Annotated in this window: 16 protein-coding genes; all 16 read right to left on the bottom strand. The window is 55.7% G+C overall.

What is annotated here, in order from left to right; all coding sequences use genetic code 11:
• Positions 1-1,327 (bottom strand): hypothetical protein (locus FVQ81_05080; protein MBW7995942.1); only part of this gene is annotated, 1,327 nt, incomplete at its 3' end.
• 428 nt (positions 1,328-1,755) lie between these two features.
• Positions 1,756-2,535: an EcsC family protein gene (locus FVQ81_05075; GenBank protein ID MBW7995941.1), complete on the bottom strand. Its 780-nt coding sequence runs from the start codon at positions 2,533-2,535 to the stop codon at positions 1,756-1,758.
• A gap of 84 nt (positions 2,536-2,619) precedes the next feature.
• Positions 2,620-2,709, bottom strand: coding sequence for a DUF2061 domain-containing protein (locus FVQ81_05070; protein MBW7995940.1), 90 nt, complete (start codon positions 2,707-2,709; stop codon positions 2,620-2,622).
• A 174-nt stretch (positions 2,710-2,883) separates the two neighbouring features.
• On the bottom strand, positions 2,884-3,195 hold the full coding sequence (locus tag FVQ81_05065) for a hypothetical protein (protein MBW7995939.1): 312 nt from the start codon (positions 3,193-3,195) through the stop codon (positions 2,884-2,886).
• 3 nt (positions 3,196-3,198) lie between these two features.
• Complete coding sequence (locus FVQ81_05060; protein ID MBW7995938.1) at positions 3,199-3,501, bottom strand: hypothetical protein; 303 nt, start codon at positions 3,499-3,501, stop codon at positions 3,199-3,201.
• 40 nt (positions 3,502-3,541) lie between these two features.
• Positions 3,542-4,489: a sulfite exporter TauE/SafE family protein gene (locus tag FVQ81_05055; GenBank protein ID MBW7995937.1), complete on the bottom strand. Its 948-nt coding sequence runs from the start codon at positions 4,487-4,489 to the stop codon at positions 3,542-3,544.
• Between the two features lie 22 nt (positions 4,490-4,511).
• The gene (locus FVQ81_05050) at positions 4,512-5,270 is read right to left on the bottom strand and encodes a LemA family protein (protein MBW7995936.1); all 759 of its coding nucleotides are present in this window, start codon (positions 5,268-5,270) and stop codon (positions 4,512-4,514) included.
• A 58-nt stretch (positions 5,271-5,328) separates the two neighbouring features.
• Complete coding sequence (locus tag FVQ81_05045; GenBank protein ID MBW7995935.1) at positions 5,329-6,105, bottom strand: tetratricopeptide repeat protein; 777 nt, start codon at positions 6,103-6,105, stop codon at positions 5,329-5,331.
• A gap of 91 nt (positions 6,106-6,196) precedes the next feature.
• A complete protein-coding gene (locus FVQ81_05040) occupies positions 6,197-7,306 on the bottom strand; it encodes a cation transporter (protein MBW7995934.1) in 1,110 nt (369 codons plus the stop codon).
• On the bottom strand, positions 7,206-8,081 hold the full coding sequence (locus FVQ81_05035; protein ID MBW7995933.1) for a cation transporter: 876 nt from the start codon (positions 8,079-8,081) through the stop codon (positions 7,206-7,208). Before FVQ81_05035 ends, FVQ81_05040 begins: the two co-directional genes overlap by 101 nt.
• A gap of 24 nt (positions 8,082-8,105) precedes the next feature.
• Positions 8,106-8,357: a DUF1049 domain-containing protein gene (locus tag FVQ81_05030; protein MBW7995932.1), complete on the bottom strand. Its 252-nt coding sequence runs from the start codon at positions 8,355-8,357 to the stop codon at positions 8,106-8,108.
• A 22-nt stretch (positions 8,358-8,379) separates the two neighbouring features.
• The gene (locus tag FVQ81_05025) at positions 8,380-9,801 is read right to left on the bottom strand and encodes a hypothetical protein (GenBank protein MBW7995931.1); all 1,422 of its coding nucleotides are present in this window, start codon (positions 9,799-9,801) and stop codon (positions 8,380-8,382) included.
• Positions 9,802-10,358: 557 nt separating this feature from the next.
• Positions 10,359-10,544 carry a hypothetical protein gene (locus tag FVQ81_05020; GenBank protein ID MBW7995930.1) on the bottom strand — a complete coding sequence of 62 codons (186 nt, stop codon included), beginning with the start codon at positions 10,542-10,544 and terminating at the stop codon, positions 10,359-10,361.
• 58 nt (positions 10,545-10,602) lie between these two features.
• A complete protein-coding gene (locus FVQ81_05015) occupies positions 10,603-11,364 on the bottom strand; it encodes a hypothetical protein (GenBank protein ID MBW7995929.1) in 762 nt (253 codons plus the stop codon).
• A gap of 39 nt (positions 11,365-11,403) precedes the next feature.
• Positions 11,404-12,129: a hypothetical protein gene (locus tag FVQ81_05010; GenBank protein MBW7995928.1), complete on the bottom strand. Its 726-nt coding sequence runs from the start codon at positions 12,127-12,129 to the stop codon at positions 11,404-11,406.
• Between the two features lie 142 nt (positions 12,130-12,271).
• Positions 12,272-13,588 (bottom strand): trypsin-like serine protease, encoded by a 1,317-nt coding sequence (locus tag FVQ81_05005; protein MBW7995927.1) that lies wholly within the window; start codon positions 13,586-13,588, stop codon positions 12,272-12,274.
• Positions 13,589-13,595 lie beyond the last annotated feature (7 nt).

Below are 13,595 nucleotides of genomic sequence, written 5' to 3'. Positions count from 1 at the left end.
CTCTTGCCAGTCCGGTTGTAACATCGGACAGCCACTTGAAAACTCCGCCCGGAAAGCTGGCCACAAGCCCCCGATAATCGCCCGGCAGTGCAGAGTTCGCCACTACCATGGAAACGATAACTTCGCCTTCATCCAGAATCCTCTGCCTGGAGATATATTCGACAACGCGCGGGAACTCGTAGAGATAATACCTGTTGGCCACAGCCACGGCCGGGAACTCCAGGGCCGCCCCGGGATTGACCCCGCCCACCGCCTTTGCCAGCATGGCGAACGCTTCTGTTTCCCCGGCGGTCAAATTATCGAACTCAAGATATCCCCAGCTGGTGATCAGCGAGACATGGCCGTTCCTGATCCGGGAATTCAAAAAGACAGTTTCAATGTCCGCGATTTCTATCCGGTTAAAAGCCCAGCCACTATCCTCCTCACCGCGCAGCCATCGCCAGTATCCAAGAGAACTATCGCTGCAAAAGACCATCGCGCTGCTGTCTCTGGCGCAAATCAACGAATGGACCGGCAGGGGCTCCGCGATAGATTCTCCGGCCCTGGCCAGCGCCTTATCCAGGTTCGCGCTGCTGGTCAACCCTTGAACGAGGTTTACCGGCCTGGCTTCGAGAGGGCCTTTCCGCTGACGGTCCACGAGGATCAAGTCAATCGCCCCACTCCCATAATAGACAGGCGTCAACGACCATAATTCCCGGTACGGTTTCCACTGAAACTTTCCGCTCTTGGCATCTTCAAGATAGAACAGCGAGTTCGGCCCGAAGATGACCAGGTCATTGGAGCCGCCCAGGGCATAGCCGCTAATGGTCCTTTCACCATCCGGTGAAGAGTTCTCCTGCATGATAGCCACGGCTTTGGCAAAAGCAAAAACCACAGGTTTCCAGTCCATGTTATCGAGATTGTCGAACACATGGCGCCATAACTTTTCCAGAGAACCGTCTTGCCAGGAATGATAATCATACAATGAATAGATGTCCTCTTTCGAAAGCTCCATTTTGCCAGCAATCGAAAGAAGGTATTTCAGTATTACAGCCTGCTCTTCCTCCGGGTATTGCGAAAAAATTTCGCTCAACCTGCTTTCCGAGCTGTTAAAGGCCGCCAGTTCCTCCCCGGAGGCCCGTTGAGATATTATCGCGCCCTTGAGCCTGGCAATGATCTTTTCCACCCGACCCGATCCCACACTGCCGCCGGGCAGAATATCGCCGAAGTCGCCATCGCTCCTGCCCCGGAATTCGATGATCAGCACCAGTGCCATCAACAGGACGAGAATGACTGAAATGTACCCCAGGCTTGTCGCCGACGGGCTTTGCAGAAATTTCTTTAACATTTTTTTTCGCCTTTAAATTAACCGTAGTTACGTTTTCGGGCCTAAGTTAGAAAAATCGTGCCCCAGGATTACCACAAGTTATCCGCTCACCGTCTCAGCCGGTTGAGAGCCTTGCCGAAAACCGATCCGCCGGCGCCGGCAAACCTCTCCTCCTAGGGGCAGGTACTCGCCTCCCGCCCCGCAGAGGGCCAGCCCGACGGCCGTGGCAAAGCCCGGATCATCGACCATTTTGTCCAGTCCGGTAACTCCCGCGGCCTGCCGATCCACACAGGCAGGCACATAATCTCCTCGCAGACCTTTGCGATCCCGGCCAGGTTGCCGGTCCCCCCTGTCAGGACTACTCCAGCGCCCAGCGATAAATTTGAACCCTTGATTTCCCGGATTGCAAGTTCTTAGGATCTCTTCCACTGACTTGGGGGAAAATCAGCCTAGCTTTCATGGTACAGTCTTTCTATCTCTTCTTTACCATGTTTTCTCTCGAGCCTTCTGATGATAAAATGGCCTCGTGCCATGGCCTGGAAATGGTTGATAAAAATCGTATTTATTGCCGCTCCTCCCAGCGCTCCGGCAACGGGGATCGTTTGCGCCGCGATTTTGTTCGAAACCATAACGCCGTACCGTGTGCCGATCTGGGACAGGAACCTGCCGATCTGTGGAGTTACCCCTTTGGCCACCAGCCTTTCTGAAATGTTCTCGATTATTCCCGAAATTTCCTTGGCCAGAATAGCCCTGATAGCGAAATAACCGGTCTGGGTGGAGTGATCCTCATCCGTTCCGCCTCCCAGCGCAAAAACCTCCAGGCAGGCCAATCTCGTCTCGATAGTTTTTATCGCCTCTCCCTCATTGCGGGCGATATCCAGTATCGAACGCATGATTATTATCGTAGAAACCGGCAGTTCCACGGTAAGCGCCGCCAGGCCGAAAAACCCTCCCGCCGCGCCGGTGGAGACAATGGCCAGTTTGTGCAGTTTATCGGAGGAGACGGTTTTGGGCCGGTTGTTCAGGGTGCGAACGGTTAGCTTAAAGGCCCTTTCCAGTGAGGACCTGATCACCTTCTGCATTGCTTCCGTCCACTTGTCCGGGAGGAATTCGAACCCTTTTTCGATCGTGCTGCCCAGCGCGTCACTCAGCTTTACGGCAAAACTTGTGGATTCCAACAATTTTTTTGCTCTTACCAGGTCCTGCTTCTCCTTTTTGGTAAAAGGCATTTTGGCAGATTCCTTCCGGTCCTCAATCAGAGTAGCCGTTGATTTTTGAAAACATTTCAGAAAGCACTACCGCGCCACTGTTTTTCAGTGGACCGGTTCTCCCCTGCCCTGATCAATGCGGTTCCAGACCCGCTCATGCGTGTAATAAGCGAACAATTTTACCAGGCAGTCCATCGCTTTCCGATTACTGCCGCATATCGGTTCAAATATCCATCATCGCTCCCTGGGCGGCAACCGAAAGGCTCCGTCCGGTCCGGCTGAAAAAAACACCGGCCGCGGCGGAAGACCCGGCTTCCACCGCCGGTGTTCAATAAATTACAGGTATTCCCCGGTTAATCTGTCAGCAGCTCACTTCGCCTTGCCGGCTTTTTTATAGGACTCGATTGATTCTCTTAAATAGCCGGTCAGCTTCGACAGCAACTCGTTCGCCTTCACCGTAATTTTGGCGTCCATCTCCCTGACGCCGCAGTATACCGTCTCCACCCCGGTATAAAGCGCTCCCTCTACCTCTTTCGCCTGATTAACGGCGTCCTTGAGCTTGTCCGCATACTCTTGCTGCGCTTTTGCGGAGGCCTCTGCTTTCTGCTGCTGGGAAGATGCGGACTGCTTATCCGCCTGCTGAGTTGTTTTCGACTCATTTTCCCGGTGTGTGTCGCTCATTTTTCACTCCTTGAATTTTGAGGGTGGTGAAAATCCAGCCTCAGGTTTTTTCGAGCCATCCGGGCATCGTTCCGTCTTTAATTTCCCGATCAGGCGGGTGATCCTTTTGCGGATGCTCAACTCGGGAGGGGCCTCAATCCCCTCGATCTGTTCGATGTCGTCGATCACCCGGATGTCGATGCTCTTTCTTTCCATTTCAGCGACAAAGAAGTCAACCGCCTCTTTAATCCCCTCCCGCTTGCCTCTTTTATAGGCGGCAAGGATTATAAAGACGAGACCGATTGTGGCAAGCAGGGTCATCAACATCGTTTTTTCCCTCACTTAGTAAAAATGTGTCTTGCGAAAGTCAGTGCCGCAGCAGGATTTTGAAACCTATCACAAAGGCGATAATCCCGAAAGCCGCCCTGATATAATTGAGCTGCAGCCTGTTGGTCAGGTATCCTCCCAACTGAGCGCCCAATATATTGCCGGGGATCAGACAGACGGTTACGAACATGACTTCCTCGAACACAAAATCCCCGGCCCTGAGCCCCTGGAAGAGTAAAAACCCCGATGCGAATATGGAGCAGAACACCGCAACCGTGATTGTATTGGCGATCGAATTTTTCAAAGGCACCTTCAGCAGCGAGTTCTGCAGGGGTGTGGATATAATTCCACCGCTGATGCCGATCAGACTACTGATGACCCCCATTGCCGCCCCTATCCCGGCTGCCGTGGCTTCGTTTATATCGTTAGAGGAAAACTCTGTCATCACTTTCTCATCAGGGTTTGCCCAGATCTGGTTCAACACTATAATCCCTGCCAGCATAGCGTAGACCCCGACGATAATTTCCACGACCTCCTTGTTGATCCAACTCCCGATGATAGCTCCCACCAGGGCGCCGAGAATGGCAGCCGGAATCAGTAGCTTGACCACGTCCCAGAGGATCAGCCGGTACTTTCTGTAACGGAAAAACGCGGACAACGAAATAACTACATAGCTCAGCAGCGACACTATTCGGGCGAAAATTATCCCGAAGCCCAGCAACAGGTGCAGGTTTACCACCTTGAGCACTCCGCCGCCCATGCCGAGCATTCCGCCGACAACGCCCGAAATGAAACCGAGCAGAAACAGGTTCACCACTTCATGGCCGGTTATATCGCCCACCACCACCGAGTGCAGAAAGCCCGTTGCGCCCCGCCCGCCGGCGCCGGAGGACGGTGCGCTGAACAATCCGGCCAGGATGACTGCCAGGATAAGCAGCAGGACGGCAAACTTGATCGCCGTACTATTGGTTCCGCTGTTTTGCCTCATGGTCTTTCGGTCCAGAAGTTATTCATTCAATTTCCCCGCCTGTGGCTGCTGGAACACGCTGACCACCGGGATCGTTATCAATCCGAATGAATTTCCGGCTGCTGTCATCCACCTGGAAGAAAGAGAATTCCTGGCACCTGAAGATGGACGCGAAGATAAAGCCGGGGAACTGGTCGGTGATGGTCGAGTATTCATTGACCGAATTGTTGTAGGTCATCCGCAAGTCGGCGATCATTTCCTCGAAATCGAGGATTGCCGCCATGAAGGTGCGGAAGTTCTCGCTGAGCTTCAGGTCCGGGTACTGTTCGGCAATCGCCAGCAGGCCGGACAGGGCATTCTCCCATTTGTCCATATTCTCGCTCAGGATCGCGCTCAGGACCTCATCGCCCTCGAGCTCGCTGCGCAACTCATCGAGCAGCGCTTGCGAATCACCGCCGCCGTTGACCGCCGCCCTCAGCTCTCCCAGGTGGGTGAAAATCTGCCGCTCATGTTTCGAGTATTCGACCACCGTTATCCCCAGATTGATAATCAGGTTTTTCCTTTTCTGCAGCTGGGTGTCGATCTGGGCCAGGTCTGCCTCGATGTTATACTGCAGGTTGATAAATACGTTGTAGTAGTAGGCGCACCCGAAAGCGAACAACAGGATGATCAGGGAAATTACGATGGTAATGATTTTCTCCGTCATGTTCGGAGATTTCCGGCGTGCTTTCTTTTTCCTCGAACTGAGGATTTTTCTGTACACCTGGTCTTCAATCGAGACCGGTTTTTTAGCGCCGATCATACTTGGCTCCAGTCGGAGAGTTTCTCCGGATTAATTACCGCGCGGGAGACGGCGCCGGTCAGAGCGAGGGCCTGTTAAGGAACATGACCTTCTTGTAGCACTTGACCGCCTCGGCATGCTTGTCCAGGCTCTCGAACGTGTAACCCAGGCTCTGATGATAGTCCGCCCGCGTCGGGTCCAGCTCGATAGCCTTCTGGAAGGATTTGACCGCTTCCTTGTATTTTTCCCCGGCATCGGAGATAACTCCGAGCCAGTAATGGGCATCCGGGTTGTCCGGATCGAGTTCGGCGGCTTTTTTCAAGGAGGCGACCGCCTTGTCGTGGAGCTCCTTCTGCTCATAGGCCAGCCCCAGGGCAAAATGGCAGCCGGCGTTGTCGGAGCCCAGCTCGATGGCCTGCTCCAGAGCGACGATCGCCTCGTCATAGAGGCCTTCCGCATAATAGGCCGTACCGAGCTGATATTTCGAATCCGCCTTGTCGGGATTAAGCTCCACGACCTTTTTCAAATACGAGATGGCTTTCCGGCTGTCGCTCTTGGCCAGGAACCGCTTGCCCATCTGAAAGTATACTTCGGCCGCTTCTCTTTTGGTCAGATTGAAAATATTGTTGAACGAGGCAACCATCGAGTCCGTAATTTTTTCCACGTGCGCCAGCGTGGAATGAAGGAAGAATTCTGTTCTGGCGGGCATATCCTCGGCTCCGCCGGCACCGGCACTCTTTTTGCCAGGCTGTATTTGCTCGGGTATGACTTTCTTGATAAAGTCGACATAATGCTTGGCGCACATGCCCTGCTCGTAAGCTTCCTCGTTGCAGTTTTTTATGATACAGGCGTCCATTTTCTTGTCCTCCGCTTTAGCAAGTTTTAAAGGCTGCAGTGACCCCGGGGCCAATGCGGGCCCGAGGTTAAATTATCACTTCCGTACACAACTAACCGGCCCTGACAGGCAAAGCAATCAGGGTTTTCAGCTTACCGAGTATCCCATTGACACCCTTGTCGTTTTCGGTTTTCTCTTCAGGCTTGGTGCAGGCAAGCACCACGGTGGCGTCCCTGATCTTTTCGGAAATCCCCAGTATCGTCTTTTTAACCACCTTCAACAGCACGTCACCCTCGCGCATCGTCAGGCTGGGGGACACCTGAACCCCCACATCCAGCCAGTAATGGGAACCCAATCGTCTGGTCTTGATATAATTGACCCTCTCAACCACCCCCATTTCCAATATTATTTCGTTAATCGCCCTGAGCTTACCGGGGGGCAGCGAGGTATCCATCAGAGCTTCAATCGCCTTCCATCCCAAGGTGGTGGAAGCCCGGAAAATTATCAGGCTCACGGCAACCGCGGCCAGGGGATCGAAGTAAAGATAGCCCAGGTTCGATCCGGCAATGCCGATTATCACGGCGATAGATGAGAGCATGTCCGCTTTGTTCTCGTTGGCATTGGCGATGATCGCGGGGCTGTTAACCGCCCTTCCCGCACATAGCCCGAGCTTGAACAGGAGCACGTTGGCGATGACCGAGACAAAGGCCGAGAACAGGGAGATTAGGCCAGGCGGCTTCAGGTTTCCTTCAATGATGCTATTGATCGCTTCGGCAAAAATCAGGATCGAGACGGTAAACAGGATCGAGTAGACGAAAACGCAACTGACGAACTCGATCTTGCCTCGTCCGTACGGGTAGCGCGGGTCATCGCCTTTTTGGGCAATTTTCAGGCTTACAATCACACCGGTGGTGGCTACTACGTCGCTAAGCGAATGAATACCATCGGCAAACAGCCCCTTGCTGTTGGTCAGGTGGCCGACCGACATCTTGAATATTGCCAAGGTCAGGTTCGAGAAAAAACAGACCACCGGCACCCTTTTGGCGCAGTTGACACATTTTTCAGGTGTCTTTGATAGTGTATTATTCTGGGCGCACATTAAATGGTTAACCCCCGGCTGTTCAAGCAGCTCCGGCCATGAACTGGACCTGGACGTTGCCGATATTCTGAGTATTTTCCAGGATGCCTGTCCGCACTTTTTCCGCGATAAGCTTACCATCATACACAGTAATCTCAGGGTCAACAAAAATCGACAGCTCGATCCAGATGTGCTGGCCCAACTGCCTGGCGAACAGGTAGTTGATCCCTTCCACGCCCTCGACCGCGCCGGTCATCTCGCGAATCGGGCCGACCCTGTCCTGCGGCAGGGAGATGTCCATCAGGCTCCGGATGCTCTTTACGAGCATCTTTACACTTGCATTCAGGATATGGCCGATCTCGAAGATGGCGATAAGGGGATCGACAAAATGCAGCCCAACCCGCGCACAGACCACGCCAACTCCGACGGCAGCCGAGGAGACCGCATCGACCCTGGCATGCTCGGCATGGGACATTATCGCCGGACTCTGGAGCTGCCTGCCCACACAACGCGCGTACCTGAACTTGATTTCATTCGCCGCCGCGGCAACCAGGGCGGCCGCCAGGGTCAGCAAATGCTGGGGGCCTGGTTCGCCGTTGTAGATACTCCTGGCCGAATGAAAGAACAGGACCAGTGCGCTGACTACCAGCAACACGCTGATACCACCCACCGCGATGAACTCGACTTTCCCGTGTCCATAGGGGTGTTCCAGGTCGATCGGTTTGCCGGACAACTTCAAGCCGAGCAGCACCGTAAGCGCTGTTGCGACATCTATCCCGGAGCAGAGTGATGCCGCGATAAGCGCTTTACTGTTGGTCAGGAGGCCGACAACTATCGTGAAAGCGCCGATCAGCACACTTGCGACCAGTCCGATCCAGCCCACGCGGGAATGACATCCCTGGCAATCGGTACATCTCATTCAAACCTTCCGTTTCCGCAAGCTTCAATCCTCTTCCTCGAAAATTTCTTCCCGCACCACTATTTCCTTCCCGGACTTGGAGGATTTTATCCGCTTTACCAGCCGATAGAATATCGGGATCAAGGCCCCGACAAACATTGAGGAAAGAATCACGAATATCAGCCGAACCTCCACCGGTTCGAAAGTCAGGAGCCTGATGGGCACCTGGATTGAATTCTGCAGCGCGAACAGGACTACTATCGTAGTCAGCAAGACCGCAAAAATGAACTTAAGCATGGCTGCTTTCCTGTCTCAAACTTTACCTGACAATGGGATGGCAGTTGTTACACTGCCCCCTGTAGGAGTGGGGCGCCTGAGAGTTAAGGGTGACCGGCGGCGGAGTGGGCAGGATATCGCCGGCATCTTTCTGAAGCTGGCCACCGTTTTTCATAATAATGTGACAGTCGGTGCAGGCCCGGCCCATGTTCTGATGGGGGCTGATAGCGCCGGGTTGTATCGGTTGCGCTGCCTCGTTCTGCGAAGCTCCGAGCCTCCCCCAGCGGGAACGCAGAGTAATTGTTGCGCGCCGCCGGTTGCGCAGCACCCCGAGAGTGGCCGTAGGCAATAATTCGACCTTTCTGGTGGCCAACTCGAAATCCCGCAGATTTGCGACCGGTATATTATTGATACTCTGCAGCACGTCCCCGGCCAGCAGGCCGGATTCTGCGGCCTCCAGGGTCACCTCATCCACCAGCAGGCCGCTGACACCGGCGGGCAAGTTATACATCCGGGCCAACTCGGGAGTGATCGGGATTAATTCCATCCCCAGCCAGTGGCCCTCCACCAGCACTTTCCGGGAAGCACGCTGCTGGGCGGGCGTGGGCAGCGCACTATTGCCCCGGCCCGCCTGGCCGACCCGGGAATAGACCGGCGGATAGGGCAGGGAGCTGCCGGGAACGATCCGATGGCACTTCGCGCAAACGCCCCGGAAAGCATGCGGCATGGGTGAGTTCACACTTATCGGTGGAATAGGCTTATGTGTAAACGGGTGGGTCAGCGTGGGACTCGCATAGGTATACGTATCTATGCCAGGGCCGGTGGGATATCTTTGAGTCCAGGATTGTCGCCCGGCCAGTCCCGCGCCTGCAACCGTGCCCTGGGGAACCTGGAGATCCATCACCTGGCCGTTGCGCTCCACCCTCAGGGTGGCGGATTTCAGCTTCTGGTTCCCGGTTGCCTTGATATAGTCGGCCATGTTCACCACCGGCCGGCCGTTGATCGCCTTGATAATGTCACCGTTTCGCAGGCCGGCTTTTTCAGCGATACTGCCCGGGGGCGCCGAATCCACTATCACGCCGGTTATATTTTGCGGCAGTCTCAGCTCCCGGATCGTGCCCGGGGACAACCCCTCGATTTCCATGCCCAGCCAGACGCCCTCGCCGGGCACCCGGGCCTGGGGAGCGGGCGGGGCCATGGTGCCCACCAGCACGTCCGCATACTGCACCGGAGCGCCGCCACCGGCCATTATATAAGGCAGAGAGCCGCCGATCCCATCGGCCGCTGGCGCAGAAGGAGTAAACGCATACCTGTCCAGCGGCACGGCTGGAGAGGAGCGCTCCGTGGCGGAACGGCCCCTCAGGATCACGTCTTCGGACTCGGCGGTAATGATCCCGAAAAGCATCAGTCCCATAATTATCAGGACTACCACCAAGGTGGCGTTGTCTATTTTTTTTACCAGCATATCCCTGTTTTTCCGCCGGCCGATGCCGGAGTTATGCGGAAGAAAACTTAAATTCTATTTATACGCTTTGACAGCTTCCTAAGTTTTTTCCTGGTACGGCAAGCCATCTCAATGCGCTTACCCCTTAACCGGTTAACCGCTCTCCGGCGGCGAATGCCGCCGGAGGAGGCAACAAGAGGGCTGAACAGGCGTGTGCCTGTGCCTCCCGATCCCTGCCCGAGAGGGGGTAAAGGCGGATCAGGCGGCGTTTTCCAGGGCCTTCCCCTCGGGCATCACCAGGATCAGGATGAAGCCGATCAGGGGCATGATCAGGCCGATAATCAGCCAACCGATGAAAGAGCGGTTCTTCCTGGCCGCCAGAAAGGCGGTGACAATTGCCAGCACCAGCCAGATAATTATGCTTCCCTCAAACACGGCGAGCCTCCCTAATTCGAGTTAACAGCTTGTAAAACCGGGTGGTAACGAGCTACGAATATCATCTTCACCGGGGCGCCGCTCCAGTGCGGTTTGCACCGAAGCCGCCGGGTGCCTGGTTCGGACCTTGCCCGCGGCCGGGGTCAGGCGGACTGGGCGGCGTTTTCCAGGGCCTTCCCCTTGGGCATAACCAGGATCAGGATAAAACCGATCAGGGGTATGATCAGGCCGATAATCAGCCAGCCCAGGAACGAGCGGTTCTTTTTGGCCGCCAGAAACGCGGTGACAATCGCCAGCACCAGCCAGATAATTACGCTTCCCTCAAACATGTCGAGCCTCCCTAATTGAGTTGAATGGTTTGGGAAATGTTACGTAACATCAGGTGCGTCAGTACAAATAATTCCCTCCGGGAGTATAGTTTCCTCCGGGAGTGACAGGATAGGGGTTGTTTTGTCCCTGGTTATAAAAACCGCCGCCGCCGGCCGGCACGTAAGAGTTCTGGCCGCCGGGTGGCAGGTCCGTGATTTGATGGCACTTGCTGCACACTCCCCGGTACTCGTGCGTCATAACCGAGTTCGAGTTGATCGGCGGGGGGTTCTGGTAATAATTTTGCTGGTAGGACTGGCTTCCGGAGGTATTATTGTTAAAAAACGCCGTCGGGATACCGGCCGGAAGCTGCCGGTACATTTTACTTCCGCATCTCGGGCAGTCGACCTTGTAAGCCGGCACTCCCACCCTGTGCGGGGCCACGGTCCCGCAGCCGGGGCAGACCAGGTAGCCGCCCGGCCCGAACCCACCAAGGCCGAGCCTGCCGGGAGCGTCCATGTACGGCCCGACGGCCCCCCGGGCGGCGGCCATGCCGCGGGAGACAAAACCCATCATCACCCCGCAGCTCGGGCAGGGCTTGCCTGCCCGGTCGGGGTTCAGCGGGCAGGGGACAATTGTGCCGCAGTGATGGCAATGGTAATAATCCGTCAACTCCTCCTGCTGGTAGTTGTAGAAATCCCACGCCTCTTCCCGCAGGTCGTAGCTTAGATCGGATGATGACGCCATTGCGCAGATTCCGGCGATCACGATCAGCAAAATAACCACCGAGGCGGCAATCGGGATGGTGCGGTCCTTGAAGAGGTTTTTTCCCTGTTCAGGCATGTTCGATCTCCCGGATAAATGTTGAAAACGCGTTACACGTTATTTTTTACGTACCATCCTGGTATTGCAGTTCGGACAGGAGATGCGCCCCTTGCTGGCGGGAGTATCTCCGGGCACCAGGGTGCCGCACTTGGGACAGGCGAAACAGCCGCTGCCGAATTTGCTTTCGATCCACCTTTCGATCGGCCGGCCCAGCACGCCGGCCCTAAGGTCCATCCCGCCGACATTGAAATCCCGGCCCATAAAGGGAGCGACCTCGGCCATCGTGAACGGGTGGGTTCCCCCGTTGTATGGATAAGGCCGGCTGTCATAGCCCCTTCCGCCGCCGGAGACCGAAACGTACATCGGGTGGCCGCCACGCTGGATGTCCAGAAACATGCCCTGGATGGGGTTGATGCCGCGCGAGGCTTTGCGGAAGTCGCGAATGTTTTTTATTTCATGGTTGTTGATCGCCGTTATCACATCACCGTTGCGCAATTTCAGCTTGACTTCCGGGTTCCCCTCGAGCTCGGTGATGATCAGGCCCTTGGTTCCTTTGGGGAGGCCGTAGCGCCGGGCGATTTCCCTGTTCACCTGCCAGACCTCGGCCGAAAACCATTCGTTGTGGACAAACACGCCGTTGCGCATGCTGCCGCTTACACTGAAGTCGGTTTCATAAGAACGGCCGCTGTTGCCGGAGAACAAGGCGAATATAACGATCACCAGTACAAGCAAGAAAAGAGCGGCTGTCACTGTTGGCCCGGTGAGGTACTTCGGCTTGTTCATTTTAGATTTCTCCTTTTTCGGTGATTCGCAAGTTAAGAAAAGATTTTTTAATCAGCCGTGAAGCTTTCCGGCCGGGGGTCGGTAAGTCCCCGCGACAGAGGTTGTTTATTTATCCAACTAATCTAATAGCCCCGGCGAAGTGTCAGCCGGGAAGCTGCGAGAGAGTGACAAACAGCTCCTTGAGTTCTTTTCCGCTGAAAACGAGCAATTTCAAAGGTTCAGCGATCTGCCTGCCCGCCATCAGGCGGCCGAAGTGCTCGTGGTCCAGGATTTCTATATCGTTTATTTCCAGGATCACGTCTCCCCGCTTGACCCCATTGTCCGAGGCAGGGGAATTTTCACTTACCCGGTTAATCAGCACCCCGCCGATGTAGGGCAGGCCCATGTGCAGGGCGGTGGTCTGGTCGACAGGCTGAATTTCCACACCCAGCCAGCCCCTGGGGCCGGCGGCGGGAGCAGGCTCCGCGCCCATGCGCTGGAAATTGGCGGCAAACGGGCCGGCATTTCCGGTGAGCAGAATATTGTGAGCAGCCAGAAACCTTCTGACCCGGTTGACCGGCATCGCGAAAGCGGTTCCGCTGAACACGCCGGTGGGAGAGTAGATCGCCGTGTTGATCCCGATCACCTCGCCCTCGATGTTGACCAACGGTCCGCCACTGCTGCCACGGTTGATCGGCGCATCAGTCTGGATCATGTTCTCGTACCTGACGCCGTCAATCACGAGGGTCTTGCCCACGCTGCTGACAATGCCCGAGGTAACTGTCTGGTCCATGCCGAACGGGCTGCCGATGGCCAGGACCATGTCGCCGGCTTCCACCAGGTCGGAGTTGCCCAGCTCCGCGGGGGTGAAAATGCCATCGGTGTCCATTTGCAGAAGTGTCAGGTCGGTTTCCTCGTGGTGGTCGATCACCCAGGCGCGATAGGTTCGATGTACGGTCCCATAGACCGAAACATAGATAGTATGGGCGTTTGCAATCACATGATAGTTGGTCAGGATATGCCCGCGGGGGCTTACAATAATTCCCGAGCCCACACTTTCGAGCGGCTGGCCCCGGCCGGTTCCGGCGTTAACCTTGGTGGATTTGATATGGACCACCACCGGCCGCACTGACTCGATAGCCCGCTTAAACGCGTTCTGCAGGAAGTGCAGGGAACTGGTCCCGGCGCTCATTCCGCCGGCCGGGGGCGAAGGAGGAGATGTCGAATAGCGGGCGGGCTGACGGACCGGTTGCTGCCACTGGAGAGGGGCTTGCCGCCCGTCAGCCGGAAGATTCGCCAGCAGCATGGCCCTGTCCTGCACCGTCTGGTTCAGTTTTTCCGCCAGCAGGTCAGGGTCCAGTTCATCTTGCCGGTAGATCCCCCAGCCCAGCACCACAACACTGCAGCAGACCAGAATTATCAGCCAGGGTGTTAGCGATACATCGCAAAAATCAACGTCTTTTTGAAACAGCTTGAACATACGGTAA

The organism is Candidatus Glassbacteria bacterium (assembly GCA_019456185.1).
Lineage (GTDB): Bacteria > Gemmatimonadota > Glassbacteria > GWA2-58-10 > GWA2-58-10 > JAJRTS01.
The sequence above is the reverse complement of the archived record's forward strand: the minus strand, read 5'-3'. Positions and strand labels throughout refer to the sequence as shown.

Coding starts and splice junctions, on each gene's coding strand:
- FVQ81_05050 (MBW7995936.1), bottom strand. CDS start 5,270: ATGATCGGCGCTAAAAAACCGGTCTCGATTGAAGACCAGGTGTACAGA.
- FVQ81_05015 (MBW7995929.1), bottom strand. CDS start 11,364: ATGCCTGAACAGGGAAAAAACCTCTTCAAGGACCGCACCATCCCGATT.
- FVQ81_05040 (MBW7995934.1), bottom strand. CDS start 7,306: ATGATGGTAAGCTTATCGCGGAAAAAGTGCGGACAGGCATCCTGGAAA.
- FVQ81_05035 (MBW7995933.1), bottom strand. CDS start 8,081: ATGAGATGTACCGATTGCCAGGGATGTCATTCCCGCGTGGGCTGGATC.
- FVQ81_05030 (MBW7995932.1), bottom strand. CDS start 8,357: ATGCTTAAGTTCATTTTTGCGGTCTTGCTGACTACGATAGTAGTCCTG.
- FVQ81_05065 (MBW7995939.1), bottom strand. CDS start 3,195: ATGAGCGACACACACCGGGAAAATGAGTCGAAAACAACTCAGCAGGCG.
- FVQ81_05055 (MBW7995937.1), bottom strand. CDS start 4,489: ATGAGGCAAAACAGCGGAACCAATAGTACGGCGATCAAGTTTGCCGTC.
- FVQ81_05005 (MBW7995927.1), bottom strand. CDS start 13,588: ATGTTCAAGCTGTTTCAAAAAGACGTTGATTTTTGCGATGTATCGCTA.
- FVQ81_05020 (MBW7995930.1), bottom strand. CDS start 10,544: ATGTTTGAGGGAAGCGTAATTATCTGGCTGGTGCTGGCGATTGTCACC.
- FVQ81_05075 (MBW7995941.1), bottom strand. CDS start 2,535: ATGCCTTTTACCAAAAAGGAGAAGCAGGACCTGGTAAGAGCAAAAAAA.
- FVQ81_05060 (MBW7995938.1), bottom strand. CDS start 3,501: ATGTTGATGACCCTGCTTGCCACAATCGGTCTCGTCTTTATAATCCTT.
- FVQ81_05045 (MBW7995935.1), bottom strand. CDS start 6,105: ATGGACGCCTGTATCATAAAAAACTGCAACGAGGAAGCTTACGAGCAG.
- FVQ81_05010 (MBW7995928.1), bottom strand. CDS start 12,129: ATGAACAAGCCGAAGTACCTCACCGGGCCAACAGTGACAGCCGCTCTT.
- FVQ81_05070 (MBW7995940.1), bottom strand. CDS start 2,709: ATGGACTGCCTGGTAAAATTGTTCGCTTATTACACGCATGAGCGGGTC.
- FVQ81_05025 (MBW7995931.1), bottom strand. CDS start 9,801: ATGCTGGTAAAAAAAATAGACAACGCCACCTTGGTGGTAGTCCTGATA.